Origin of the sequence: Bacillus sp. BB081 (assembly GCF_008368895.1) — a bacterium.
Lineage (GTDB): Bacteria > Bacillota > Bacilli > Bacillales > Bacillaceae_G > Bacillus_A > Bacillus_A wiedmannii.
The window spans coordinates 1-24,491 of record NZ_QOZX01000027.1 but is presented as its reverse complement, the minus strand read 5'-3'; the positions used below and the strand labels follow the sequence as shown (position 1 = coordinate 24,491).

Annotated in this window: 29 protein-coding genes; 12 read left to right on the top strand and 17 right to left on the bottom strand. The window is 34.4% G+C overall.

Features of this window, described 5'->3' with window-relative positions; translation table 11 throughout:
- The first annotated feature begins 660 nt into the window (after positions 1–660).
- From DN394_RS14465 to DN394_RS14455, 3 genes are read left to right on the top strand one after another with little or no spacing between them, the layout of a single operon-like run.
- Positions 661–1,623: an AAA family ATPase gene (locus tag DN394_RS14465; RefSeq protein ID WP_000553990.1), complete on the top strand. Its 963-nt coding sequence runs from the start codon at positions 661–663 to the stop codon at positions 1,621–1,623.
- The gene (locus DN394_RS14460; RefSeq protein WP_098092140.1) at positions 1,623–2,837 is read left to right on the top strand and encodes a DUF58 domain-containing protein; all 1,215 of its coding nucleotides are present in this window, start codon (positions 1,623–1,625) and stop codon (positions 2,835–2,837) included. Before DN394_RS14465 ends, DN394_RS14460 begins: the two co-directional genes overlap by 1 nt.
- The gene (locus DN394_RS14455; RefSeq protein ID WP_098092139.1) at positions 2,834–5,062 is read left to right on the top strand and encodes a transglutaminase TgpA family protein; all 2,229 of its coding nucleotides are present in this window, start codon (positions 2,834–2,836) and stop codon (positions 5,060–5,062) included. The genes DN394_RS14460 and DN394_RS14455 overlap by 4 nt, the downstream gene beginning before the upstream one ends.
- Before the next feature lie 83 nt (positions 5,063–5,145).
- Here DN394_RS14455 and bsaA read toward each other — a convergent pair whose 3' ends face one another.
- On the bottom strand, positions 5,146–5,628 hold the full coding sequence (gene bsaA / locus DN394_RS14450) for a glutathione peroxidase (protein WP_000219426.1): 483 nt from the start codon (positions 5,626–5,628) through the stop codon (positions 5,146–5,148).
- A gap of 222 nt (positions 5,629–5,850) precedes the next feature.
- Between bsaA and DN394_RS14445 the strand changes: the two genes are divergently transcribed.
- The 5 genes from DN394_RS14445 (at position 5,851) to DN394_RS14425 (ending at position 8,222) form a co-directional block, all read left to right on the top strand.
- Positions 5,851–6,060 carry a DUF3925 family protein gene (locus DN394_RS14445; RefSeq protein ID WP_060488575.1) on the top strand — a complete coding sequence of 70 codons (210 nt, stop codon included), beginning with the start codon at positions 5,851–5,853 and terminating at the stop codon, positions 6,058–6,060.
- Positions 6,061–6,155: 95 nt separating this feature from the next.
- Positions 6,156–7,127, top strand: coding sequence for an MBL fold metallo-hydrolase (locus tag DN394_RS14440; RefSeq protein WP_098092138.1), 972 nt, complete (start codon positions 6,156–6,158; stop codon positions 7,125–7,127).
- An 85-nt stretch (positions 7,128–7,212) separates the two neighbouring features.
- Positions 7,213–7,647, top strand: coding sequence for a hypothetical protein (locus DN394_RS14435; RefSeq protein WP_098208689.1), 435 nt, complete (start codon positions 7,213–7,215; stop codon positions 7,645–7,647).
- A 59-nt stretch (positions 7,648–7,706) separates the two neighbouring features.
- A complete protein-coding gene (locus DN394_RS14430; protein WP_097858475.1) occupies positions 7,707–7,835 on the top strand; it encodes an ABC transporter in 129 nt (42 codons plus the stop codon).
- A gap of 141 nt (positions 7,836–7,976) precedes the next feature.
- Positions 7,977–8,222 carry a hypothetical protein gene (locus tag DN394_RS14425; RefSeq protein WP_097858476.1) on the top strand — a complete coding sequence of 82 codons (246 nt, stop codon included), beginning with the start codon at positions 7,977–7,979 and terminating at the stop codon, positions 8,220–8,222.
- 54 nt (positions 8,223–8,276) lie between these two features.
- Here the strand turns inward: DN394_RS14425 and DN394_RS14420 are convergent, their stop codons facing one another.
- Both DN394_RS14420 and DN394_RS14415 read right to left on the bottom strand, forming a co-directional pair.
- Positions 8,277–8,957, bottom strand: a complete 681-nt coding sequence (locus DN394_RS14420) for a DUF3600 domain-containing protein (RefSeq protein ID WP_098208690.1) — start codon at positions 8,955–8,957, stop codon at positions 8,277–8,279.
- Entirely contained in the window at positions 8,954–9,532 is a 579-nt protein-coding gene (locus tag DN394_RS14415) for a sigma-70 family RNA polymerase sigma factor (RefSeq protein WP_000675555.1), read from the bottom strand. The genes DN394_RS14420 and DN394_RS14415 overlap by 4 nt, the downstream gene beginning before the upstream one ends.
- Positions 9,533–9,739: 207 nt before the next feature.
- On the opposite strand from DN394_RS14415, the gene DN394_RS14410 reads away from it, so the two are divergent.
- Positions 9,740–10,726 carry a quinone oxidoreductase family protein gene (locus tag DN394_RS14410; RefSeq protein ID WP_098208691.1) on the top strand — a complete coding sequence of 329 codons (987 nt, stop codon included), beginning with the start codon at positions 9,740–9,742 and terminating at the stop codon, positions 10,724–10,726.
- Between the two features lie 29 nt (positions 10,727–10,755).
- A complete protein-coding gene (locus tag DN394_RS14405) occupies positions 10,756–11,394 on the top strand; it encodes a zinc dependent phospholipase C family protein (protein ID WP_000535608.1) in 639 nt (212 codons plus the stop codon).
- A 44-nt stretch (positions 11,395–11,438) separates the two neighbouring features.
- Here DN394_RS14405 and DN394_RS14400 read toward each other — a convergent pair whose 3' ends face one another.
- From DN394_RS14400 to DN394_RS14375, 6 genes are all read right to left on the bottom strand, one after another.
- Positions 11,439–11,822 (bottom strand): VOC family protein, encoded by a 384-nt coding sequence (locus DN394_RS14400; protein WP_075310908.1) that lies wholly within the window; start codon positions 11,820–11,822, stop codon positions 11,439–11,441.
- A 64-nt stretch (positions 11,823–11,886) separates the two neighbouring features.
- Complete coding sequence (locus DN394_RS14395; protein WP_098208692.1) at positions 11,887–12,687, bottom strand: sugar phosphate isomerase/epimerase family protein; 801 nt, start codon at positions 12,685–12,687, stop codon at positions 11,887–11,889.
- A gap of 188 nt (positions 12,688–12,875) precedes the next feature.
- A complete protein-coding gene (locus tag DN394_RS14390) occupies positions 12,876–14,045 on the bottom strand; it encodes a DEAD/DEAH box helicase (RefSeq protein ID WP_000588608.1) in 1,170 nt (389 codons plus the stop codon).
- A 19-nt stretch (positions 14,046–14,064) separates the two neighbouring features.
- Complete coding sequence (locus DN394_RS14385) at positions 14,065–14,592, bottom strand: hypothetical protein (protein ID WP_046959263.1); 528 nt, start codon at positions 14,590–14,592, stop codon at positions 14,065–14,067.
- A 90-nt stretch (positions 14,593–14,682) separates the two neighbouring features.
- Positions 14,683–16,371 (bottom strand): formate--tetrahydrofolate ligase, encoded by a 1,689-nt coding sequence (locus DN394_RS14380; RefSeq protein WP_098208737.1) that lies wholly within the window; start codon positions 16,369–16,371, stop codon positions 14,683–14,685.
- Positions 16,372–16,465: 94 nt separating this feature from the next.
- Positions 16,466–17,146 carry a class I SAM-dependent methyltransferase gene (locus DN394_RS14375; RefSeq protein WP_097918210.1) on the bottom strand — a complete coding sequence of 227 codons (681 nt, stop codon included), beginning with the start codon at positions 17,144–17,146 and terminating at the stop codon, positions 16,466–16,468.
- Positions 17,147–17,350: 204 nt separating this feature from the next.
- On the opposite strand from DN394_RS14375, the gene DN394_RS14370 reads away from it, so the two are divergent.
- Positions 17,351–17,689 (top strand): hypothetical protein, encoded by a 339-nt coding sequence (locus tag DN394_RS14370; RefSeq protein ID WP_001253201.1) that lies wholly within the window; start codon positions 17,351–17,353, stop codon positions 17,687–17,689.
- Between the two features lie 30 nt (positions 17,690–17,719).
- On the opposite strand, the gene DN394_RS14365 is transcribed toward DN394_RS14370, so the two are convergent.
- From DN394_RS14365 to ytfJ, 4 genes are all read right to left on the bottom strand, one after another.
- Positions 17,720–17,932 (bottom strand): hypothetical protein, encoded by a 213-nt coding sequence (locus tag DN394_RS14365; RefSeq protein ID WP_000842867.1) that lies wholly within the window; start codon positions 17,930–17,932, stop codon positions 17,720–17,722.
- A 69-nt stretch (positions 17,933–18,001) separates the two neighbouring features.
- Positions 18,002–18,322, bottom strand: coding sequence for a hypothetical protein (locus DN394_RS14360; RefSeq protein WP_046959260.1), 321 nt, complete (start codon positions 18,320–18,322; stop codon positions 18,002–18,004).
- 51 nt (positions 18,323–18,373) lie between these two features.
- Positions 18,374–19,150, bottom strand: a complete 777-nt coding sequence (locus tag DN394_RS14355) for an oxalate:formate antiporter (RefSeq protein ID WP_046959259.1) — start codon at positions 19,148–19,150, stop codon at positions 18,374–18,376.
- 160 nt (positions 19,151–19,310) lie between these two features.
- Positions 19,311–19,736, bottom strand: coding sequence for a GerW family sporulation protein (gene ytfJ / locus DN394_RS14350; protein ID WP_097993950.1), 426 nt, complete (start codon positions 19,734–19,736; stop codon positions 19,311–19,313).
- 132 nt (positions 19,737–19,868) lie between these two features.
- Here ytfJ and DN394_RS14345 point away from each other — a divergent pair, with 132 nt between their 5' ends.
- Positions 19,869–20,654, top strand: a complete 786-nt coding sequence (locus tag DN394_RS14345; RefSeq protein WP_098208693.1) for a GNAT family N-acetyltransferase — start codon at positions 19,869–19,871, stop codon at positions 20,652–20,654.
- Between the two features lie 287 nt (positions 20,655–20,941).
- Here DN394_RS14345 and DN394_RS14340 read toward each other — a convergent pair whose 3' ends face one another.
- The 4 genes from DN394_RS14340 to DN394_RS14325 all read right to left on the bottom strand — a co-directional run bounded on the left by DN394_RS14340 (position 20,942) and on the right by DN394_RS14325 (position 24,334).
- The gene (locus DN394_RS14340; protein WP_098208694.1) at positions 20,942–21,739 is read right to left on the bottom strand and encodes a DUF3952 domain-containing protein; all 798 of its coding nucleotides are present in this window, start codon (positions 21,737–21,739) and stop codon (positions 20,942–20,944) included.
- 152 nt (positions 21,740–21,891) lie between these two features.
- Entirely contained in the window at positions 21,892–22,668 is a 777-nt protein-coding gene (locus DN394_RS14335; protein WP_098208695.1) for a hypothetical protein, read from the bottom strand.
- 62 nt (positions 22,669–22,730) lie between these two features.
- Complete coding sequence (locus tag DN394_RS14330) at positions 22,731–23,501, bottom strand: hypothetical protein (protein ID WP_098208696.1); 771 nt, start codon at positions 23,499–23,501, stop codon at positions 22,731–22,733.
- 62 nt (positions 23,502–23,563) lie between these two features.
- Positions 23,564–24,334, bottom strand: coding sequence for a hypothetical protein (locus DN394_RS14325; protein WP_098208697.1), 771 nt, complete (start codon positions 24,332–24,334; stop codon positions 23,564–23,566).
- Positions 24,335–24,491: the final 157 nt, after the last annotated feature.

The window sequence follows — 24,491 nt, the reverse complement described above, 5'->3', positions numbered from 1 at the left end:
TAAAATACTATATTCAATGTTTCCAGAACCGGCCTCATATGAAAACTATGTACCAAAAGATTGGAGTGGTACATATGAAGATTTCACTGAATTCATACCTACATCAGAGAAATATTGGATAGATAAGTTTAATAATAATCTACTTTTACTATAATTTAAGTAAGACAAGAGTAATGATAGTATAAGAATTTATTACCTTAATAGAGCTTATGAGATTAATAGGGAAGTAAATAGAGTCACTAAGGCCAGAAATAAAGGAGTGTATTAATTTAAATAGATGGCCTCTTCATGTGAAGCCGACTTTATTTTATTCATATACATTTTAATCACAAGGCGTATTAATATATGTTCCAAACTTTACGCGTAGGGTTTCCTACGCTATTTATTTTGCTCATTGAGGTCAATCTTTCCTGTCCTTCCCCTCTTCTACTTTTACCGACGATACTATTCTATATCAAAACGTATTTCACATAAAACGAGAAATCATTATTTACCATATTGCCCTTAGTTACGGAAACAATTATACTAGATGTAATCAGAATAAATAATCTGAATATTCTTAGAATTAAAGATGAAATCTTTACTTCCCGCAATTAGATGGATACATACTATTTCCCACTAAATAGATTAGCAAACGATAATAAAATTAGGAGGATTACGATGCACCAGCTTGATTCATTACATCCCATTATAGAAAAAATAATTAACAATATTGAAAAGTTAATGGTCGGAAAACGAAAAGAAACGATCTTAGCTTTGACAGCGCTCTTAGCTGAAGGTCATGTACTATTAGAAGATGTGCCTGGCGTTGGGAAAACAATGTTAGTACGTGCACTTTCTAAATCAATTGATGCTGATTACAAGCGCATTCAATTTACACCTGATTTACTGCCGTCAGATGTAACTGGAGTTTCTATTTATAATCCGAAAGAGCTCCAATTTGAGTTCAAGCCTGGACCAATCATGGGGAATTTTATACTTGCTGATGAAATTAATCGTACATCTCCAAAAACACAATCTGCCTTACTTGAAAGTATGGAAGAAGGCAATATTACAATAGATGGCATGACAAGACCGTTACCAAAACCGTTCTTTGTAATGGCTACACAAAATCCGGTCGAATATGAGGGAACATATCCTTTACCAGAAGCACAGCTCGATCGTTTCTTATTGAAACTAAAAATGGGATATCCTACACCAGAAGAAGAGTTTGAAATTTTAAACAGGATGGAAAAAACAAATCCCCTCTCCCATTTACAAGCTATTACAACAATAGAAGAATTACTTTATTTACAACAGAGCGTACGGGAAATAAGCATGGACAAAGCAATCAAGCATTACATTGTAAAGCTTGTTAGTCAGACTCGTTCTTATAGTTCTATACAGCTTGGTGCAAGTCCGCGTGGCTCGATTGCTTTAATGAAAGCTTCACAAGCTTATGCATTCATCCATGGCAGAAATTATGTTATTCCCGACGATGTTAAATTTTTAGCTCCCTACGTGTTAGCTCACAGACTCATTCTAAAAATGGAGGCAAAATTTGAAGGAATAACAGGAGAACAAGTTATCGCAAAAATCGTTGCGCGAACTACCGTACCTACTCAAAGGAAGATGAACCTTTAATGAAACGGATACTACGAGCACTCTATCATTTTATTAAGTTATCACTCATTCCGTTATGCCTAGTCTTAACATTTGTATACGCTATGCTTCAAGGAGGATTTGTAAGTTGGTTTTTGTTTTACAGTGCGATTCCTATTGGCCTTTATTCACTATTGCTTCCCTTCTTTGCTTTACGGAACGCCGAGGTAAAACGAAGAACAAATCAAGACGAATATGTAGCAGGAGAACCATTTTTAAGCACGATTACAATAAAAAGAAGTTTTCCATTTCCCTTACTTTATTTAATTATAGAAGATGAACTGCCATTACAATTCACAAATTGTAAACAAACGAAAGTAAATAAGGCAATACTCTTTCCAGGATTGAAACGAAATATTTCGTTTCAATATGCAATTGACACAATCCCTAGAGGAGAGCACTCTTTTTCAAGCGTACGTGTCAAAACTGGCGATCTATTCGGTATGATGGAGAAAGAAGTAACTTTTTCAGTTCCAGATACATTTTTAGTCTACCCTCAGTATGTAGATATAACATATCGACAAATGGAAAATCATTTCGAACAAGGAGCACTTTCAGCAAATAGAAATTTAGTAAAAGATTCTACCATTTCTGTCGGTGTGAGAGACTATAAACCTGGTGACCGCTTTTCATGGATTGATTGGAAAGCAACTGCACGAACAAACAACATTATGACGAAAGAGTTTGAACAACAGCGTAGCCATAATATTATGATATTCATGGACAGAACTGAGTCCCCTCTATTCGAATCAGTCGTCACATTTACTGCCTCTATTGTCAGGTCTGTCTTGAAGCAAAATTCACCGGCGTCATTCGTATCTGTCGGAAAAGAACGAACTTTTTTCCCTTTAGACAATGGGGATAGTCAGTTACATCAAATCTTTTGTCATTTAGCGAAAGTACAAGCAGATAGTGTATTCCCGCTCTCCCGGAGTGTAGAAATGGAATTAAGAAAAATTTATGAGCCCGTCACGATTATACTCGTGACAAGCGATCTTTCTCCCGATATTCAAAAGGCGGCTGACTTTGCTGCTATAAAAAATAGAAAATTAATGGTGTTTGTCGTGAAAGAAAAAGCAAATCAACTCTCACATCGAGAACTAAGTATTCTAGAAACTCTACAAAAACGAAAAATATTTGTAAATGTGGTTTATGGAAACCAGTATACAAACGTGTTTTTTGAGGTGAGCAAATGATAACATTACAAGCAAAAAAACAATTGGATATGACTAGATTTTTCATGCATGCATGCGCATTTCTACTTTTACTAGAATGGCTAAGGCCCCTCATAGGTATTACAAACGTAGATAGATTAGATATTTTTGTAATATTTATAGGGATTTGCTTCACTCTCTCTTTTTTTCAAGCAAGATGGCAGATTCCAATAAAGATCGTCACGATTTTATTCATCATTCATTTCCTATATTATAAAAACGCCTTTATAAATCCATCTTGGCTAATGAAATTTTTTACTGATATTTCTCGAAATTCCTCCTTGTTATTTCAGGGGAATTTGCTAGATGTTTCTCCAGTTTTTCCAACACTTTTATTTTTTTTATCCTTTTGGGTTTTGAGTGCTTTCATCTCGTTTTGGATGATTCATAAAAAACGTGGGTTGTTATTTCTTATATTGACTATTATTTATATCACCATTTTTCATAACTTACATTTATACAATGCAAACTACGCTATTATTCGTACTGTTGTCATCGGCTTTTTTATGCTTAGTCTTCTTCGCATAGAACGAATAAAAGAGATGGAACACCTACAAAATTTTGCTAGAGAAATCTCAAAATTACTTAGACCTCTTACAATATTTATTGTATTGTCAGCAACGATCGCATACTTCGCTCCAAAATTTGGCCCTCAATGGCCAAACCCAATGGATTTTTTAAAATTCAACACATCCGAAGCAAGTAAAAAACAAGAAGTTTCTAAAATTGGGTATGGTTTAGATGATTCGCGATTAGGCGGTCCTTTTAAGGCAGATCCGACAATTGTTTTCACAGCACAAACGCAAAACAAACAATATTGGAGAGTCGAAACGAAAGATTTTTATACAGGAAAAGGCTGGGAAGTTTCTGAAAATCAAAAAAAGGTTTCTTTTAAAAATAAAAACGACGTCGTGAGCTGGTACGAACAAAATACAAAAACGGAGGCCACTGAGGCAACAATCACCATGCAAAAAAGTTATCCTCACCTTACCTATCCAGCAGGATTAGTATCTGTCGAGGCTTCATCTAATGTATCATACAGTGTTGACCCCTTTTCAGAAAAAATCTATACGATGCACGGAGACTCCTCTACTACTTTAAATTCATATAAAGTAACGTATGAGATCCCGGAGTTTTCCATAGAAAAATTGAAAGCTGTAAACACGAATGAAGGCCAAGAAACAAATCCTTATTTCATGACAAAGTACACGCAACTTCCCGAATCATTACCGCAGCGAGTAAGAGACTTAGCTGTTAATCTAACAAATGATAAAGACAACCGATATGATAAAGTATTAGCTATTGAAAACTACTTCACCGACCATTCTTTCGTATATGAAACAATGAATGTGTCGTTCCCTGCCAAAAACCAAGATTATGTAGATCAATTCCTTTTCGATACAAAAAGCGGCTACTGTAATAATTTCTCGACGTCTATGATTGTGTTACTTCGTTCTGCTGGGATTCCTGCTCGATGGGTAAAAGGTTATACAGAAGGAACTCTTGATAACACACTAGTTGGTGCAGAAGGTGAGGATGTATATAAAATCGCGAACGATAACGCACACTCTTGGGTCGAAGTATATTTCCCAGGATACGGATGGATTCCATTCGAACCAACAAAAGGATTTACTAATCCCTATACTTTTACAAATAATACTCCTGCTCTTACTTTACAAAATAGAGAAGAAACAAATTCTCAAAACGAGCAAATACGCCAGCGGAACAATGAAGCAAAGCTCAAAAATTTAATAGACGATACAGAAGAAACTACTACTAAAAAGAGTACAAATTCTAAAAATGAATTTTCCTGGTGGTACGTATTCATCTCTACGATACCGATTAGTATTATAGGATACATTCTCTTCACCACTAGAATGAAGTGGATTACATTTTTTATTATTCTTTTCTATAAATATCGAAAAGACGATGCTGTTTATACAAAAGCTTACGATGCACTTTTAAAACAATTTGCGAGAATTGGTATACGACGAGGAGAAAGTCAAACATTCCGAGAATATGCTCTCCATATCGATACACTTTACAACTCGACTGATATGCAACAACTTACTTTCAGTTATGAGAATGCTATGTATCAAAAAGGACAGGCCGCAGCAGAATGGAAGAAATCCGTACACTTATGGGAAGTGCTTATGAAAAAAGCAGCTTCTCCGCCAAAATCAAATGACTTCCATTCAGTGATTTAATCTTGATAATGTGAGTTGAAAGAAAACGCCTCAAAGAACAATGTAGTTCTTTGAGGCGTTTTTTAATAAAGTGAAATTCCTAGTTATTCCCCAAGTACCTTCTCAATCTCAACCTCTAAATCTACCGGCTTCGTCTGCGGCGCAAAACGCCCTACTACTTTCCCGTCTTTTCCGATTAGAAACTTAGTAAAGTTCCATTTCACTGCTTTCATACCGAGTAAACCTGGTGCTTGTTCTGTCATGTATGTATACAGAGGATGAGCCTTATCACCTTTCACATCAACCTTTGCAAACATCGGGAAATTTACACCGTAGTTTAACTCACAAAAACTAGTAATATCTGCTTCTGTACCTGGTTCTTGTCCTCCGAATTGGTTACAAGGGAAACCGAGTATTTCTAGTCCTTGGTCTTTATATTTATCATATACTTCTTGTAATCCTTTATATTGCGGTGTAAAACCACACTTGCTAGCTACATTTACAATAAGAAGTGCTTTTCCTTCGTAATCTTTTAACGATTTATCTTCTCCTGTTATCGTTTTAGCTGAAAAATCATAAACTGTCATTGTCCTTGCCCCTCTCTTCACTATCATTCTATGTTTATACTATACTACATTCATGAATATACAGCTCTTATTACGTACCTACCCCCATATGATAGCGCTTTATTCCCGTTCGAAAATTCGACACAGACTACTAGACTTTTATGATGGAAAGTTTTACAATTGAATTGTGAACAAAATGTGACAGTTTATATTCCATTATAAAAGAAAAGGATGGTGTTCATTATGAAAACTGCACAACATGAAACGATTTCAAATCGCGAGTTTTATTTCGTACTATATATGATGTTATTGTATGTGATTGGCTGGGTAATCGATGTAAATGGTTTATTTTTAAGCTCCTACTTTAATTTAGCAGGAGAGATTATGCTTCCAATCGTTGGTGGCATAGTTGGACTGTTCGTTATGTCTATCAATAAAGAACAAATGAAATAACAACACTTTAAAAAGGCAGAAGACGAGCTTTCGTTTTCTGCCTTTTTCTATTTTAGCGTATAATAGAAACATACAGTAACTAAGGAGTGGTAACGATGAAAAAAGTAGAGCAGTTATCTTCACACCTATATCTTATTGATGATTTTGATTTACAACATAATGAACGAACTGGTACGTACGTTTTATTAGGTGACGATATTACTTTAATTGAAACCTGTGCAGCCCCTTCTCTTCCGTATATTTTAAACGGCTTACAACAATTACATATTGATTTAAACGATGTAAAAAACATTATCGTTACACATGTTCATTTAGATCACGCCGGGGCTGCTGGTTTAATGATGGAAAAGTGTCCAAACGCTACTTTATATGTGCATTCTCGCGGTGCTCGTCATATGATTGATCCAACAAAACTTATTTTAGGCGCAAAAGCTGTATACAAAGAAGATTTCGATAAACTATTTGATCCAATTCTTCCTATTGAAGAAGAACGTGTTCGTATTGTACAACATGGTGATACGTTAAAAATTGCCGAAGACCTTACACTTACTTTTTACGATACACCGGGGCATGCTAAGCACCATATTAGCATTCACGATTCATTAACAAACGGCATTTTTACTGGCGATACAATCGGAATTTATTATAGAGAACTCGCAGACCTTGGTGTAGAACTATATTTACCATCAACGTCCCCTTCACAATTCCAACCAGATGCGATGATTGCTTCTAAAAATCATATTCAAAGTATGAATGTAGATTCTATTTATTTCGGTCATTACGGTGCATCCTCCAATGTTACAGAAGTATATAACCAAATGGAACATTGGCTACCTATTTTCGTTCATACTGGAAAAGAGGTCTTTGAACAGTATAATGATTTCGACGAAGCGACTAAAGCTTTACAAACTGTATTAATGGATAAGATCTCTTCTCACCTTACAAAGTTACATGTTCCATCAGATCATTCCGTTTACAACATTTTACATCTAGATATAGAAATTAGTGCGATGGGCATTATAGATTATTTCACGAAGCAAGAAAAAGCAAACTCCACTATTAAATAACCGTAAAAGAAGAGATATACAACAGTCGTTGTTGTATATCTCTTTTTTCTTTGAATATATTTTGAGTAAAGGATGGTGGAATGCAATGCAAAAAGTGATGCTATACCTCTGCTTCACATTATTTATCGTCTTATTATTATTTGTCGGAGTGAAAATTCAATTTTATTTAGATACAGATGCGCAGGTGAACTTTAACGTATATCCAAGATTATTCTACTTTACACTCTTCCCTCTTATCGTTGGCATTTTATTACGATTCCTTCAATCCATTAATCGCGAAACGAGTAAACAAATCTGGCGCTTTCAACCGGATAAATTTATCGCGATTACGTTGCCGACGCTATTCATTTCCTTTTCTCCAGCTCTACTCTTTTCACCAGTTGGTGCGTACCTACCATATTTAGCTAATATTATTCTTATAAATACAACTTTTGTTACGATAATTAGTTTAATAGCTGGTTATTCACTATTAGATTGTTTTATACAAAAAGACAATGCAAATATGAAAAAATATAATTGAATATTCTATTGAATCGTGCAAGTCAAGGATTTTACTGTCTTGGCTTGTTGTTAGAATAATTGCATTTAGCAAACAGTGCGACAGAACCAAATAATCAATTTTTAAGTGTCGTTGGTTACGGTGGTTTATTTATAAGTGCGATATTACTTGTAAGAGTCGCTATTCATGCGGTAAGGAAATTTAAATAATAATAAAACGAGTATACAATCACATAGATTTTATACTCGTTTTTTATTGTTTACAAATTCAATATGTACTAGGAAATTTATGTTAAACTAAAGAAAATCGTTTACTAATTCAAATGACACTTCAAATAAGGGAGAATTATTATGTATAGACTTTTTGGATTCTCGTGTCTAATGTTTCTCGCAAGTATATGTTCTTTCTTTATTTTAAGAGGGCCTAATGCAAATTTAACTTTAATTATTGCGATTCTAGCTATACTTTCATTACTCGGTATTCTTTTTGCAATCGCATCAAAGAATTGGTTATTCGGAATAGTTGGTACGGCATTAAATGGCGTAATATTAGTAGTTGTATACTTCCTATTGCTAGCAAAAGGAATAGGTGGCTAATATATTTACGTTTCAATAAGAAAAGCTCAAAGCTAAAGCTATGAGCTTTTTTACTTATTTCACCTTTTCATCTACATATTCCATAAACTGCTCTGCTTTAATAAATCTTTCTTTGTACGCTTCAGGTACTTCTTCTATTGTTATCCCCCCACTCGATTTCGTTTTTACTAAAACGGTTTGATATGACATTAATGCTTCCATATATTGTTCATACTCTTCAGGAGTTAATACCTCTTTACTAGACTTATGGCCATTTAATTTATCAAAATACGGATGAAGCTCCATTACCACCTTTTTCAATTCCTCTTTTTTAGCCGGTAATAATTGATCATAATCAATATTACCGTTCGAATCTCCGTACGTAAGTTTTGCATTTGTTAATTTTTTTAGTTCTTTTGTAAACTCTTCATATTCCTTCGTACCCATTTCATCTTTCGCCTCTGATAATTTTGCACTAAAACGCATATACGCCTCTAATGTCATCGTTCCGGCATGTTTTTTTAAATTCTCGAAAGATCCGTATATACCATCCGCCATAATAGATTGATACGCAAAACCAGTCGTCGGGATTAAAAGAGCTGCTGCAAGTACTCCTGCGATAAGGCGTTTCTTCCTCTTACTCCGCCCGTGCTTCATTTTTATTTGTACGATTACTTTTTCTTTTAAATCCGGCGGGGCAACAATACCCTTTGCTTCTTCTTGTATAGATTCCCTAACTCTACAATCTAAACTCATTTCACATTCCCTACCTCTCCTAAAAAGATTTCTTCTACTTGCTCTTTTTGACGTAGTTTCTTTAATGCCGAATGAATTCTAGATTTCACAGTACCAATTGGAATATGTAATATTTGTGCTACTTCTTCTTGTGAATAATCATGTAAGTATCTTAAGATAATAACTTGTTTCAATTTATAAGGTAATTTATGAATGAGTTCAATTAGTTTTTGGTTTGATATTTTACTTACAACATCGTTAGAAAAATCAATTTGCACTGACTTTCTTTGCTCTTCTGCTTTTTTTATAATTCGTAGTCGCATCCACCTCTTTCTTCTATAAGAATGAATTTGTTTAATCGCAATCCCAATTAGCCAAGGGCGAAATGGCTTCTCGCTATCATATTTACGAAGCGATTCATATAGCTGTATGTATACTTCTTGAACGACATCATCTACATCCGTTTTATCTTCAATTAAAAAATGTGCTGTTTTATATACTTCTTGAATCGTTACATCATACAATTCGCTATACGCTTCTTTATTGCCTGATAAAGTTAATTGAATTAAATGTGCGTAATCTATTTCACCCTTCATATTCCAGCCCTCCTTTGTCTTACACTATATATTGGCAAGTAATTCATATTTCGTTCGATTTTTTCGAAAAGTTTTTTATATAAATTAATATAATGATTCACTGAGTTCATAAGCTTCACTTATAACCACACATAACTATTATATAATTTTCCAATTTCTGATAAAGATTTAAAATAATTTATATAGTCAAATTTAGGAGGATATATAATGAAAGCTATCGTTGTAACGTCATTCGGTGGTCCTGAAGTGATGAAATATATAGATGTGGATGTGCCAGTTATTTCAGACAATCAAGTTTTGATTCGTGTTGTTGCTACTAGTATAAATTTCGCCGATATTAAATCCCGTTATGGAAAAAAAGGAAATACAGCACTACCTTTTATACCAGGGATAGATGCCGCTGGTATTGTAGAACGTGTCGGTTCTCAAGTGAAAAATATTTATCCTGGACAACGTGTCATTGCTTTTCCTCAAAATGGATCTTACGCAGAATACGTTGTCGCAAACGAAAACCTTACTTTCGTTTTACCTGATAACGTCGATTTTCAAACTGCAGCTGCTTGTCCGATTGTATCTTTTACAAGCTATAATTTACTCGCAAATGTTGCAAGGCTTCAACAAGGTGAGTCTGTACTCATTCATGCAGCGGCTGGTGGAATTGGTACGACAGCAATTCCACTTGCTAAACTATTAGGGGCTGGAACAATTATCGGTACTGTTGGAAATGAAGCGAAAAGTAAAATCGCTTTAGACGCTGGAGCTGATTATGTTATATGTCATCAAGATGTAGATTTTGTAGAGAAAGTCAATGAGCTGACAAACGGTGAAGGGGTTGATGTAATTTTAGATTCTATTTCTGGAACGGTTTCGGAAATAAGTTTAAAATGCCTTGCTTATTACGGTCGCCTCGTTCATTTCGGAAATGCAAGCGGTGAAATTGGTTACTTTCAAACGAAAGATTTACACGCAAGTTGCCGCTCTATACTCGGTTTTAGCTTTGGTACTACACGAAAAAAACGTCCTGAACTACTCCAAGAAACTGCAAATGAAGTTTTCCGTTATTTACGTGATGGCCGTCTGAAAATGAAAGCTGCGAAATCTTTTCCACTTCAAGATGCAGGGAAAGCACATGAATGGGTCGAAAGTAGAAAAAGTACAGGGAAAGTAATACTAACTGTTCAGTCCCCTTCCTGAAATGAATACTTGAAACCGAGGTGTCATTCATGGGATCACGAATTATGCATGCTATTATCGCTAACAGGATTGCCGAGAAATTATCTATTCAAGATAAAACTTCTTTTATACTTGGAGGTGTGGCCCCTGATGCTGTGCATTCAAAGATAGAAAAAGTCACCTCACATTTTTACGCCGGCTCAACGAAAGACTATACGAGACGAATTGATTATGGATCATTTATTCATAAATATAAAGATTATATGGAGTCCCCTTTTCTCCTAGGCTATTGCACCCACCTCATTGCCGATGATAATTGGCTAAGCGGCTTTTTTCTACCTTGGCTTAAAAACAGAATTGAAAATGACGAAACTATCGCGCCTATGTACTACAACGACTTTAAATTATTGAACGCAAAATTACTTTATCATTACGATAAAGAACAACGGCTCTTCTCTCTTCTCAATCAAGAAGCTCACATTATAGATATTGAAGAGGTTTCTAAAGAAAACGTTTTAGCTTTTCGAAAGTATCTTTTTGAAGATATGTTGTATCCAGAGCAACATTTACATGAAAACTTGCAAGTATTTACGTTCGATCAAATCGTTGGTTATATTGAAACAGCTATTGAAAAAGGGACATTTTTTATTAAACAACTCTCTAATGAAAAATCCACTTCAAACATGTAATCCCCCTCAATATATTTGAGGGGGATTTTCACATAGCAATATTATTATTTGTTCTTTTCCATAACCGCAAAATAATTCCCTTCACTATCAGCAAAGTTAAACACTTTACCAGAAGGCATAGTTACCATTTCTCCAACAGTAACATTTTTATTTTTTAAATCTGTATATAATTGATCAAGATTTTCTGAGAAGAACATTAAAGATGGTGTACCAAGATTTAATTCTGGGCTCATCTTAGAAATAACTTCTTTATTATGTAATATAATGCTCGTTTCTGCACCGCTATTCGGAGCAATTTCAATCCATCTCATTCCTTGCTTGTTATCTTCCTCTGCTACTACATGAAACCCTACCTTTTCCGTCCAAAAATTTACTGCCTCATCTTGATTATTTACATATAACATAATTTGTCCGACTTTATGAATCATTTCATTTCCCCCTAATGTTTTTTATATTCTATGTAGGTTTCTACAGCTGCTATCGTTATTCCTTTTAAGTTGGTATGTACTTCTTTGCAAAATTTATCGACTGACTCATCCCATCCAGTTCGTCAAAATAATCATTTCTTTCAATCATGTTATATCCGTCGAATCCAATTTCATCTAATACTTTGAAGAATATATCGAAATCCACTTCACCATTTCCTACTGCTACTTCTATATACTTACTTGAACGATCGCTTTTCACTTCTTTACAATCTTTAATATGAGTTTGTACTATATAATCTTTTAATAGTAATAAACTTTCTTCCGGATTTTCATTTACATCACTTATTAAATTTGCTGGGTCAAAGTTAACAGCTAGTCCTTTCGAGTTTGCAGTTTCTAAAAATTGTTTTAATACTATTGTTTTTTCAGATCCCGTCTCAATAGCAAAGACTCCCCCAAATTTGAATGCCAATTCCCCTATCTCATAACAAACCCGTACCATTTTATCATAGCACTCACTTTTTTCATCATCTGGAACTTTCCCAATATGAGCTGTTATTATCTTTGCTCCCAGCTCCAAACCTCTGTCAGTAATATATTTAATCTGATCTATTGCACTGTCAGCTTCTGTTCCTAAAATTCCATTTTCTCCAAAACTAATTGCTAATGATGGAATCTTTATTCCATTAAAAGATAAGCTTTTCTTTAAAGCATTCCACTCTACCATTGGAATATTAGCTAAGTTGAAGTTATTATTCATAGCATATAATTGAATATATTCTAAATCCCATTCCCTTGCTTTTTGTATTCCTTCGTTTACTTCAATATATTTCGTATTCAAAAACATCCCTAATTTCCTATCCATATATGTACCTTCTTTTTATTATTTCGCATCAGTTTAATATTCGACTTTCTTTATATTACTTCCTTGTACATATGTTGATTTAAAAAGTGATAATAGATACATTTTAATAAACATTAATAAAACTCCTTGTATTATTCAATTGCAAATAAAAAAGACGTAACTACAAATAGTTACGTCTCCCTAATTATTTATCTAGGCTTTTTCTTCCCAGTAAATGCTGGTTTCTTTTTCTTTGGTGCTTTCGGTTTCGTTTCTACGAATGATCCATTGAACATTTCTTGCTTTGTAAATACGATGCCTAGTTTTTTAGCAAATTGAAGTAATTTACGCTCTTCTTGTTGTGTTACAAGAGAAACGACAGTTCCTTCTTTACCCATACGTCCTGTACGTCCTGAGCGGTGAATATATTGGTCTACTGTGTCTGGTAACTCCAAGTGGATTACATGTGTTAAATCATCGATATCAATACCGCGTGCTGCAATATCAGTAGCAAGTAGAATTTCTAATTTCCCGCCGCGGAAAGCACGCATCGTTGCTTCACGCTCTTGCTTACTTGCCTCTGCATGAAGAGCTGCTGCTTTCATTTTACGGAATTGCAATTTCTGTGTAATTTCATCTAAACGGAATGGGTCATTTAAGAAAGCAACTGCTTTTACATCGCCCATATGCATAATTCTTCTTACGTAATCATTTTTTTCGCGTCGCTCACAAATGATATACGTATGCTCAACTAAGCTTTTTGACTCTGCACGTGTTATACGTACTAATTGTGGTTCAACTGCTAAATCACGTGCAGCATCTTCTGCCGCTTTTGTAATTGTCGCCGAGAAGAATACTAATTGACGATCTCGCATTGTAGATTTAATTACATCTTGTACTGCGCCCATCATCTTTTGTTTTACAATTTGATCAAACTCATCAAATACAATCGTTTTCACTTCATGCATCTTTAGCTTTTTCATTCGAATTAATTCTAAAATACGTCCTGGTGAACCGACAATTACTCTCGGATGTTTCTTTAATTTTTCAACTTGGCGCTTAATATCTGCACCACCAATTAAAGATGCCCCTGAAATTTCAGTCCCTGCTGTAAACTTTTGAACCTCTTCGTGAATTTGCATTACAAGCTCACGTGTTGGCGCTAAAACAACAACTTGTGGTTGTTTTACTTCAGGATTAATTTTATGTAAAAGGGGTAATAAGTACGCTAATGTTTTTCCTGTTCCAGTTGGAGATTCAGCTATAACGTCTTGTCCTTCTAAAATAGTTGGAATCGCTTGTTTTTGAATTTCAGTTAATTCTTTAAAACCAGCCTTCTCCCAAGCTTGTTGTAAAAATGGTTGCATATCTTTTATCATTTGTTTTTCTCCTTTATCTCTATTTTTGAAGAAAATGTTGTATTGTTCGCACCGTTTCTATCATGTGTGAAATAACAGCTATTAAATCATCAACATGGTCTTCTGTAATCGCTTTTTGAAATAGAACCTCTACCTTATTATGATATGAAATCGCTTGCTTATTATATTCGTATGAAATTTTCTGCGTAATCATTCTTTCTTTTCCCCATATAGAATGCATGAAAGTTTCAATTTCTTCACACACTACCTCTGGCTTTTCTATCGGGAATGAAAATGCTAACTTCATTTCACAACCTGGTGTAAATTGTGGTACTTCCAATATTTCACCAGACAAGTTCTTTGCATCCACAGATAATGAAAATGTTGCTTCTACTAGTGGTTCGAACGGCTCTGTTAATTGAAATGAAATATGGTATATACGACTTAATGAGGCAAGGTCCATCATATCTTTTCGATCTGTTACAAGAATATCTCCATGTAAATCAAAATCATAAACAGCACCTTCTACGATTACTTTTAAATTATCAAAAGCAGTTGGATCAAACATAATTTCCTCCAAAAAACAGGCGCCTTTCGATGGAAAGGCGCCACTTGATGTATATATAGTTTACAGATAAACGAGATGAATTACAACCTTTTAGAATAAACCTACTGCTTTTCCATCTTCATTTACATCCATTTGTAGTGCTGCTGGCTGTTTTGGAAGGCCTGGCATTGTTAACATTGTTCCTGTTAACGCAACGATAAACCCTGCACCAATAGATGGTTTTAGCTCACGAATTGTAACGATAAAGTCAGATGGACGACCTAATTTTGTTGCATCGTCAGAAAGAGAGTATTGTGTTTTCGCCATACAAATTGGTAGGTTACTCCAACCTTCTCCTTCATATTGAGCTAATTGCTTACGTGCTTTCGGAGCAAATTCAATATCTTTTGCACCGTACACCTTTTGAGCAATTGTACGAATTTTTTCTTCTAATGGTAATTCTAATTCATAAAGTGGTGCGTAGTTGTTTTCACCTTTTTCAATTTCTTTTAACACTTTCTCAGCAAGGTCAACTCCGCCTTGGCCGCCCTTCTCCCAAACTTCTGTTAAGGATACTGCATAGCCACGCTCATTGCACCACTCTTGTAAGTAAGCAACTTCTGCATCTGTATCTGTAATAAATTTATTAATTGCAATTACGAAAGGCACACCGAAGCTTTGAATTGTTTCAACATGCTTCTGTAAGTTTTCCATACCTTTTGCTAATGCATCTAGATTTTCTTCTTTTAATTGATCTTTTGCTACGCCGCCATGCATTTTAAGCGCACGAATAGTCGCAACAATAACAACTGCTTCTGGTTTAATACCAGCTGCACGAGCTTTAATATCTAAAAACTTCTCTGCACCTAAATCAGCACCAAATCCAGCTTCTGTAATAACATAATCACCTAATTTTGCGGCCATTGTTGTAGCGATAACACTGTTACAACCGTGAGCGATATTCGCAAATGGTCCACCGTGAATGATAGCTGGTGTATTTTCTAACGTTTGTACTAAGTTTGGTTTTAATGCATCTTTTAATAATAATGTTAACGCACCTTCTACACCTAAATCTTTAACCGTTACAGGTTGATTTGCAAAGTTATAAGCAACTACAATGCGAGATAGACGCGCTTTTAAATCTTGAATATCTGTTGCAAGGCAGAATACGGCCATAATTTCAGATGCTACTGTAATATCGAAACCGTCTTCACGTGGTACACCTTGAACTGGTCCACCAAGACCAATTACTACGTTACGTAGGGCACGATCATTTAAGTCAACACAGCGTTTCCAGACGATTTTACGCGTATCAATTCCAAGTGTGTTTCCTTGTTGGATATGATTATCAATAAACGCCGCTAACGCGTTATTGGCAGTTGTGATCGCATGAATATCTCCAGTAAAGTGAAGGTTAATGTCTTCCATAGGTACAACCTGTGAAAAACCACCACCTGCTGCCCCGCCTTTTAGCCCCATCGTTGGTCCAAGAGATGGTTCGCGAAGTGCAATTACTGTTTTCTTACCAATTTTATTAAAAGCTTGACCTAAACCAACTGTTACTGTTGATTTACCTTCTCCAGCTGGAGTTGGGTTAATCGCTGTTACTAAAACAACTTTACCGTCTTTCTCATCCTGTAAGCGCTTAAAAATGTCAAGAGATAACTTACCTTTATAATGCCCGTATGGCTCTAATTCATCTTCTAAAATATTTAATTCAGCTGCAATTTCTTGAATTTTCTTCATACTCGCTTCTTGCGCGATTTCAATATCGGATTTAACTGTTGTAGTAGTTGTCATATACCCTAGTCCCCCTTTAATTGGTTCTGATGATATTGTATCAGTTTTTTGTATTTTCTGCACTTATTTACCTCCTAAAAATTCTTTCATTTCTTTATGCGTTTTTCAACATAAATACCCATAAGAATGTTAACGATTGTTGTAACTCGATAGGTAGTTGACCTAGCATCTTCTCATTTACTCCGCGCTTATATACACCGATGCCATCTACAACTTCAAAACCTTGTTCTTTCGCTAACTGTTCAAATTCCCAAGGCATCATCGTATTACAAACAACGTCTTTGCCATATAAACGAGGATAACTGTTCTCTCGAGGTTTTGCTGTCGGTCCTAAAATTGCAATACATGCATACCCATCTCTTTTTAAAACGCGCTTTATCTCATTTAATGCTCGTAATGGTTCCTCGGTCCATTCTAAAGAATTTATTGCCATAATTGATTCAAATTGCTCATTTTCAAATGGTAAGGAAGAGAGATCCCCTTTTATAAAAGATAAATTCGGTCCTTCTCCGCGCTCCTTCCCTTTTTGAATCATTACTTCTGATAAATCTACTCCAACTGCTTTGTAGCCCGCGCGACTTAATTTATATGTACCGTATCCATCCCCACAACCAACATCGAGCACCTGAGCTTCTTTCTTCACATACTGTTCAAAAAATGGAATAATTGTACTCCTACTCCCGCTGTCCCACATCTCCTGACTATTTTGAGTCCAAAATTCTGCACTACTATCCCATTTTTTCTCTGCTGATTCATGCCAATTAAATTTCGTCATACATTCCCCTGCCTTCACGTTTTATCACTCATTTCATTCTACATCATTTTCCAAAATTCCTGTTTATCTTCACTAGGAGATGTACAAGCTAATGATGGAATCTTTATTCTCCAATTTTTGCTTTACTTGGGTTTAACTCATACTCATGTTCTTCTCTTTATGTAAGATACTATAGGTACACCCAATTGAAAGAGAGGGATGTACATGCGAAGAAAGAGAAATCATCATTTTAAAAGTGGTGAAAAAAACGAAGAGTATGCAGCTGAAATATCACCAGCTGGCATTCCAATTAGACATAAGCGTAAAGAAATTGCAAATGAAATAGAAGGTACAAATACCGGTGCAATGGTAGGCTATGTCGCTCTATTTCTTTCGCTTTTCTCAATTGCATTTTATCCGGTTACACTTGGCTCTCTTGCGATTTTAGTCGGCTTATTAGCTGTCAATTTCGGAGCAAGAACACTTGGATATACTGCAATTGGTTTTGGTAGTTTTTCTGTTTTATTTACTTTACTCTATCCGCTTGCTTTGTCAGCGTTTTAAAAAAAACACACCAAGTTATACTTGGTGTGTTCATTCGTGATACAACATAATATGACCGCATCCACAGCAATGTTTCGCTGTAATTTCTTGAAACACTGGGTAATTTTCTTCATCCCGATGCTCAATAAACACCTTTTCAAATCGATACATATTTGGTGCATATGCCCAATCTTGTTTCGTGCGTGCATACAAAGTTGAGGAAAAAAACTCCTCACCACCGCAAACGATACATGTACTCTTCATCACTACCCCTCCTATGCTTGTCTTACTTCATCTATATGAACATAAGCATAAGAAAAAGACCTTCTATTACTAGAAAGTCTTCTCTGAAACAAAAAGAAATGTACCAAACATTCCTACTCCGCTATATTCTTTCGTAACACCAGCTTCTGTTTTAAATGTTTGCTTTACAGTCATAAAGAATACACCATTTCGTGCATCTATACTTTCAAATTGTAGTTTTTCTTTTTTACCATCTACATTTTGTGTGCATTCAAAACTACTCTCATCACATTTCAATGCATACTTATCCTCTACATACACTTTAAAATCTGATTCTTTCGGACAAGTAATAAGTAAAATCGCCACGAGAATAATACTTATAATACCCACAATTGTATAATATTTCTTCATTTGTACTCCTTTCAAATGACAAGAAAACTTGACTACATACGCCAAGTTTTCTTAGTCCACAACCCATTGCCATTCTTGTTCTTTCTTATCAAAAATGAGCCAACCTGTCTCTGTTGCTTCTTCTTTCAATTCATCAATATTATCTAGTACCTCATCCGTACTTTCATACGAACCAACTACATATACCGGAATTTCAAGACCTCTTCTTGACTCAATTTTCCCTGCTAGATCAATATAAAGACCATCTTCCATTAATGGAAGAAGCCCCATGATCACTTCTTTCGAAATTGCTGGGAAAATTTTTGATTTTTGGAACAAAGAAAAACGTTTCTTACCGAAAGCACCGAGTTTATAAGGAATGACTTTACTTAACATTCCTACAAAGTCAGCAATTCTACGATAATACACTTTGTTGTACCATCCGTCATCATGTGAAAAATAAACAAATCTATTTTTCAATAGCGGAAAGAATGTTCTTGCAAGTGGTTCTTTTTTGTGAGCCAAATATAAAAGCTCTGCAACTTCTTTTGGCTCTAATTCATCTAAATCGCTTGCATCATCAAAATCTACCCAACAAAATTCATCAAATTCATCAATCTCTGCTTGAATTAACTTATGTATATTTTCTTCCTCAACATATTCAAATAAAGTATGATAGTGAAAATCTGTCCATTCAAAGTTGTGCTTCAAAAGCAACACTTGATGAAGCGGTGAAGGGATGTTACTTGCAAACTCTTTAAACGTAATTCCTGATGTAATAAAACAATGACCCCGACGATTACCATTAATATATATCATATTCTTTACTTGGTCAGATCCTCCAGACAAAGCACCTAGCCACCTTCGTTTTATATGTTTCAATTCTATAGCATATTTTAACATGAAAAATTTTAGAAACATAGAAAAAAATTCAAAAACTATTTACAATTTCATGTGTTTTATTACATAGTGATTACAAGAAAAAACACCTGCTCGTGAGCAGGCGTTTTTAAAGGATTTCATCTGGATTTTGAGGATGATGATTTCCCTCTCTCTTTTCATCTTTTTGGAACATCGATTGAATTTTATCAATTGTTTGTGGAGCTAATTCAATCATTTTTTCTGCTAAATGTGTCGCATTTTGTAGATGTAGAATATTTACTCCATCTTTATTCACTACAAGAAATGCTACTGGTGTAATAGAAACACCACCCGCGCTACCGCCACCAAATGCAGGGTTACCGTTTGCTCTTTGTCCATCATTCGTTTGGAAATCAGAACCTCCTGCTCCAAAACCGAACGCTACTTTAGAAACCGTTAACACTACACCACCGTCAGCCGTTTGAACAGGCTCTCCAACAATCGTATTTACATCGACCATTTCCTTCAAATTTTCCATTGCCGCTTTCATTAACCCTTGAATTGGATGATCCACCGTTCATAACCTCCTTTGTCATATCTTTCCTAGTTTTTCCGAAAGTTTGTGAACTAAACATAAAATTTTATATTGATTTCAAAAAACTTAAGTTGTAATATTTAGAAAAATAAAAAAAGAGGTAGATTCGTTATGATGCGAAAATTAACAAAGAAAGATCATGAACAAGTATTCGCTTACCTAAAAGAAGAAGCAGCCCTTAACTTATTTATTATTGGAGATATTGAAGCTTTCGGTTATGATACAGATTTTCAAGTATTATGGGGAGTATTTGAAGAGAACGGAACATTAAAATCGATTTTACTTCGCTTTCACGATACATTTATACCGTATAGTAAAGAAGAGTTTGTGGTTACTGACTATGAGGCACTTCTTTCCGCATATAAGCCGCTTAAACTCTCTGGTAAGTCAACTATTGTAGAACGATTTGAAACTGCTTCAAATATACAACTAGGTACTAAAAATGAAATGTATTTTTGCGAATGCCTAGATGACAACAACTTACCTAGCACGCCTATCCAAGAAACAATTAAACTTGCCACACTAGATAACTTAGAGCGAATTATGCAATTACGAGGTAACATTGCTGAATTCCCGACTACTAATGAATCAGAAAAAATTTTAAGGCAAGCTATTGAAACAAATACAGGACGTACATACTATATTGAAAAAGACGGTGCAATCATCGCATCCGCCTCTACTTCCGCTGAAAATTCATTATCTGCTATGGTTGTTGGCGTATGTACGCATCCGAACTACCGCGGAAATGGATTTGCTTCACTCATATTACAAAAAATGATTCAAGACTTTACGAAAGAAGGCCGAACACTTTGTTTATTTTATAACAATCCAGCTGCTGGACGAATTTATAAACGACTAGGATTTAAAGACATTGGGATGTGGACGATGTATCGATAATAAGCAATACTTTATAAGAGGAAATAGTTGTAACTTAGCAATAAAACAGATTATACAAAAACTTCGCACCGTTATGATGAAGATGGAGAAACTACTTGCGGAGCAATACTCTAACTAAAACATGTTATGTATTCAAGCTAAATTTAGACAGATTATTGGCCCCAATTGTTGCATTTACTCTAGCAATTGGGGCTACATATTTATACTCAAATTCTTTCCACTACAAATCGATACATTTATCACACTTATGTCGCTATTATCTTTACGTGCAAATGCCCTTCTTAATATTACTGCTTCTTATTATACTGTGCTTTAAAATCAATATATTCCTGTCTCGCATCCTGATTATTGCCTTGGTGACTATCAAAAGATGTATGTATTTGTGATATGTGTTCTACTAACTTACCTTCATCATTTCGCTTCTTATAATTTATTACAATACTTACCTCCAATATCTGCTTTGAACCATCTTTAGAATCTATATGCAGTACAATCGATCCACCATCATATTCATCATATTGTATTTTCAACTTATCATTAACAATACTCTGAAACTCTGATTCATTTAGTTTATATCCAACTGTACTAGGTTGATCAAACTTTTTTATATCATCTCCGGACTTCATCCTTAGTTTCCCTATTCCTTTTAAACGATCTACAATTAAGTTCACGTATGAAACATCCAGATTTAAATCCGGACTTTTTACCTGTCCATTCTCATAACTAATATTGGTACGATAAACACCTTCTTTTTTATTATCTTTGCTGTCTACTGCTGAAGTAACTGCTTGTGTTGTACTTCCATATAAACTTTTATCTTTCGTATTATATATACCTTCCAAAGTTTGATAGATTGTTTTTCTATGCTCTCCATCTTCTTTTTGTTCATATGTACTATATATGCCTCTTTGTTCCACAAAAGCATACCCATCATCACTCGCAGACATAACCTTTTTCATGTCACCTTCATTCAATGCCTTAACAAATGGCTCATACTCTATCTTTTCTTCAAAAAAACTACATGCTTGTAATAGGCTGATTGCTATTATGATAAGAATCATTTTAGAAACCCTTTTTTTGTTCATTTCATCATCACACTACCCACTCTATATTTTCAATTAGATAACCTACTAATCACTTTTATCACCTTACATAAGTAAATTTTCTTTTCGTAGTTCAAATACTCTCCTATAAATTATTACTTTTTCATCATCAAAACTTACAATACACACTTTCTTTATGCCTTACGTTTCGATTTACTTTTTTTATTTTTCTTTTGATATCTTGGAGTTTCTCTTTTATGTTGCTCCCACGTTTTATTAAATGACGGAAATTTAAATCTGCAATACGCTAATAGCTGAAATTCAGCTGCACCTATGGCTATCGTATACATTAAAAAGGTCCCTACTACATACATACCTAAAGTATCAAATCCATAATCGTTATGAAAATATAGCAAAATAAGAATAGTTACTGCGTATAATGTAGCCCACTTCATCATCTTTCCTTTTGCTTTACTAAAAAAGGAAGCGGATCTTTCATCCATACTAAATGCACCTTCACTTGCCTGTTTAAACGTATCAATTGTTGTCAAAATATGAAAAATTACTGCTCCTAAAAATACTAATCCTGCATACAGTAATGTAATCTGATCAATTGAATTATTAGCCATTTTAGTACCAACCAAAACTACGAGTAATATTGTTGCCATTTGAAATGCATTTAATAATACAACAATTGTTTGTAGCTTTTGAAATTTAAATTGAGCTTTTGGAAATAAATATAGAATGAAAAAAATTACTTGCAGAGCATATAACAACACTTCCAGCTTAACAATTCCTATATTAAGGAGAACCATACAGTAATCCCAATCACCTGATACAATAATAGAAAAAACGGCTATTGAACTATAAAGTATTCCTCCAAACATAAATCCTGTAGCACCCTCAGGGCTTAAACGATCATTACATGTTATCCTAAACTTATCTAAATCTTCTTCTTTTATATCCCACATCCTGGCTCTTCACCTTCTATACGTTTCAATTATTTTTCGAACACTAAAATTCTATTAATATATTATTTATTTTTCGTTTTGAATTTCTTATTTTGTTTTCGAATTCTTCCACACTTTCTCTTATTCTCTTCCCACGTCATATGAAATGACTTGAATTTAAATCTACAGTACACCAATAGTTGAAATTCTGCCGCTCCAATGGCTACTGCATACATAACAACATTACACAAAACATAACCAAACATTGTGTTTAATGAGTAATTATTATTTATATAAATTAAAACAAGAAGAATTAACACGTAAATTACAGCAACTCGTATAACATGTCCCTTTGTTTTACTAAAAAACGAATCTGATTTGTCCCCACTACTAAATGCACCTTCGCTTACTTGTTTAAATGTATCAACTGTTGTCACAATATGAACAATAATTCCACCTAATACTAATAGACCTACATAAATACGTGTATGGAGATCAATTGAATGCTCAATCATTCCAGAAAGAACAAATAACGTGCATCCGATAGTTCCAAGTTGAAATGCATATAATAATATAACGAGCGTTTGTAATTTTTGAAATTTATAACGAGCTTTAGGGAATAAATATAGTATTAAAAACATTACTTGCAAACCATATAACACTAATTCAATCCTAACAATTACCTTATCAAACAAGGTAGTATAATAATCCATTCCTCCCACAAAAATAATAACCATAAATAATGAAGTATAAAATATCGTTCCGAGCATAAAACCCGCAGCACCTTCAGGACTTAAACGCCCTTGACATGTCATTCGAAACTTATCTAAATCTTCTTCTTTTATATTCCACACCTTGACATTTCACCTTCTATACAGTTTAAATAATTTTCATTCACTTCAATTCTATTTCACTCTTATTTACTTTTCGATTTGGATTTTGTATTTCGCTTTCGAATTCTCCCATGCATTCTCTCATTCTCTTCCCATAACATATTAAATGACTTGAATTTAAATCTACAGTACACCAATAGTTGAAATTCTGCCGCTCCAATAGCTACTGTATACAGTAAAACAATACCTACTGCATAAAGAACTAAAACATCAATTCCATAACCATTATGAATATATATCAAAATAAACAGGATTAGCGCATATATTGTAGCCCACTTCATCACATTCCCTTTTGTTTTACTAAAAAATGAGGTAGATCTTTCATCCTTACTGAACGCACCTTCACTCGCTTGTTTAAACGTATCGATAGTTGTCACAATGTGAACAATGACTGCTCCTAGGAATAACATACCTACATATATTAATGTAATTCTGTCAATTGAATCCTCCGAAATCCCAGGAAGAACTAACGCTGTAAATGTTATTGTACCTAATTGAAATGCATATAATAATACAACGAGCGTTTGTAACTTTTGAAATTTATAACATGCTTTTGGAAATGAATATAGAATTAAAAAGATGAATTGTAAGCTATATAAAACAATTTCAGTTTTAACAATTGTTTTATCAAAATAAGTATGATAATAATCCAATCCCCCCATAAAAATAAAAAACATAAATACTGAAGTATAAACTATCCCTCCAATAAAGAAAACCATAGCACCCTCAGGACTTAAACGATCATTACATGTTATCCTAAACTTATCTAAATCTTCTTCTTTTATATTCCACATTCAGTTTTTCACCTTCTATACGTTTCAATTATTATTCGAACACTAAAATTCTATTAATATATTATTTATTTTTCGTTTTGAATTTCTTATTTTGTTTTCGAATTCTTCCACACTTTCTCTCATTCTCTTCCCACGTCATATGAAATGACTTGAATTT

Excerpts from the sequence above, each read along its gene's own strand:
- DN394_RS14415 (WP_000675555.1), bottom strand. The coding sequence starts at position 9,532 with ATGAAGGGTGAAATAGATTACGCACATTTAATTCAATTAACTTTATCA.
- DN394_RS14370 (WP_001253201.1), top strand. The coding sequence starts at position 17,351 with ATGCGAAGAAAGAGAAATCATCATTTTAAAAGTGGTGAAAAAAACGAA.
- DN394_RS14440 (WP_098092138.1), top strand. The coding sequence starts at position 6,156 with ATGAAAAAAGTAGAGCAGTTATCTTCACACCTATATCTTATTGATGAT.
- DN394_RS14365 (WP_000842867.1), bottom strand. The coding sequence starts at position 17,932 with ATGAAGAGTACATGTATCGTTTGCGGTGGTGAGGAGTTTTTTTCCTCA.
- DN394_RS14390 (WP_000588608.1), bottom strand. The coding sequence starts at position 14,045 with ATGATAAAAGATATGCAACCATTTTTACAACAAGCTTGGGAGAAGGCT.
- bsaA (WP_000219426.1), bottom strand. The coding sequence starts at position 5,628 with ATGACAGTTTATGATTTTTCAGCTAAAACGATAACAGGAGAAGATAAA.
- DN394_RS14465 (WP_000553990.1), top strand. The coding sequence starts at position 661 with ATGCACCAGCTTGATTCATTACATCCCATTATAGAAAAAATAATTAAC.
- DN394_RS14425 (WP_097858476.1), top strand. The coding sequence starts at position 7,977 with ATGTATAGACTTTTTGGATTCTCGTGTCTAATGTTTCTCGCAAGTATA.
- DN394_RS14460 (WP_098092140.1), top strand. The coding sequence starts at position 1,623 with ATGAAACGGATACTACGAGCACTCTATCATTTTATTAAGTTATCACTC.
- DN394_RS14325 (WP_098208697.1), bottom strand. The coding sequence starts at position 24,334 with ATGTGGAATATAAAAGAAGAAGATTTAGATAAGTTTAGGATAACATGT.
- DN394_RS14420 (WP_098208690.1), bottom strand. The coding sequence starts at position 8,957 with ATGAGTTTAGATTGTAGAGTTAGGGAATCTATACAAGAAGAAGCAAAG.
- DN394_RS14445 (WP_060488575.1), top strand. The coding sequence starts at position 5,851 with ATGAAAACTGCACAACATGAAACGATTTCAAATCGCGAGTTTTATTTC.
- DN394_RS14395 (WP_098208692.1), bottom strand. The coding sequence starts at position 12,687 with ATGGATAGGAAATTAGGGATGTTTTTGAATACGAAATATATTGAAGTA.
- DN394_RS14435 (WP_098208689.1), top strand. The coding sequence starts at position 7,213 with ATGCAAAAAGTGATGCTATACCTCTGCTTCACATTATTTATCGTCTTA.
- DN394_RS14335 (WP_098208695.1), bottom strand. The coding sequence starts at position 22,668 with ATGTGGGATATAAAAGAAGAAGATTTAGATAAGTTTAGGATAACATGT.
- DN394_RS14340 (WP_098208694.1), bottom strand. The coding sequence starts at position 21,739 with ATGAACAAAAAAAGGGTTTCTAAAATGATTCTTATCATAATAGCAATC.
- DN394_RS14400 (WP_075310908.1), bottom strand. The coding sequence starts at position 11,822 with ATGATTCATAAAGTCGGACAAATTATGTTATATGTAAATAATCAAGAT.
- DN394_RS14405 (WP_000535608.1), top strand. The coding sequence starts at position 10,756 with ATGGGATCACGAATTATGCATGCTATTATCGCTAACAGGATTGCCGAG.
- DN394_RS14360 (WP_046959260.1), bottom strand. The coding sequence starts at position 18,322 with ATGAAGAAATATTATACAATTGTGGGTATTATAAGTATTATTCTCGTG.
- DN394_RS14375 (WP_097918210.1), bottom strand. The coding sequence starts at position 17,146 with ATGACGAAATTTAATTGGCATGAATCAGCAGAGAAAAAATGGGATAGT.
- DN394_RS14345 (WP_098208693.1), top strand. The coding sequence starts at position 19,869 with ATGATGCGAAAATTAACAAAGAAAGATCATGAACAAGTATTCGCTTAC.
- DN394_RS14410 (WP_098208691.1), top strand. The coding sequence starts at position 9,740 with ATGAAAGCTATCGTTGTAACGTCATTCGGTGGTCCTGAAGTGATGAAA.
- DN394_RS14385 (WP_046959263.1), bottom strand. The coding sequence starts at position 14,592 with ATGTTTGATCCAACTGCTTTTGATAATTTAAAAGTAATCGTAGAAGGT.
- DN394_RS14380 (WP_098208737.1), bottom strand. The coding sequence starts at position 16,371 with ATGACAACTACTACAACAGTTAAATCCGATATTGAAATCGCGCAAGAA.
- DN394_RS14455 (WP_098092139.1), top strand. The coding sequence starts at position 2,834 with ATGATAACATTACAAGCAAAAAAACAATTGGATATGACTAGATTTTTC.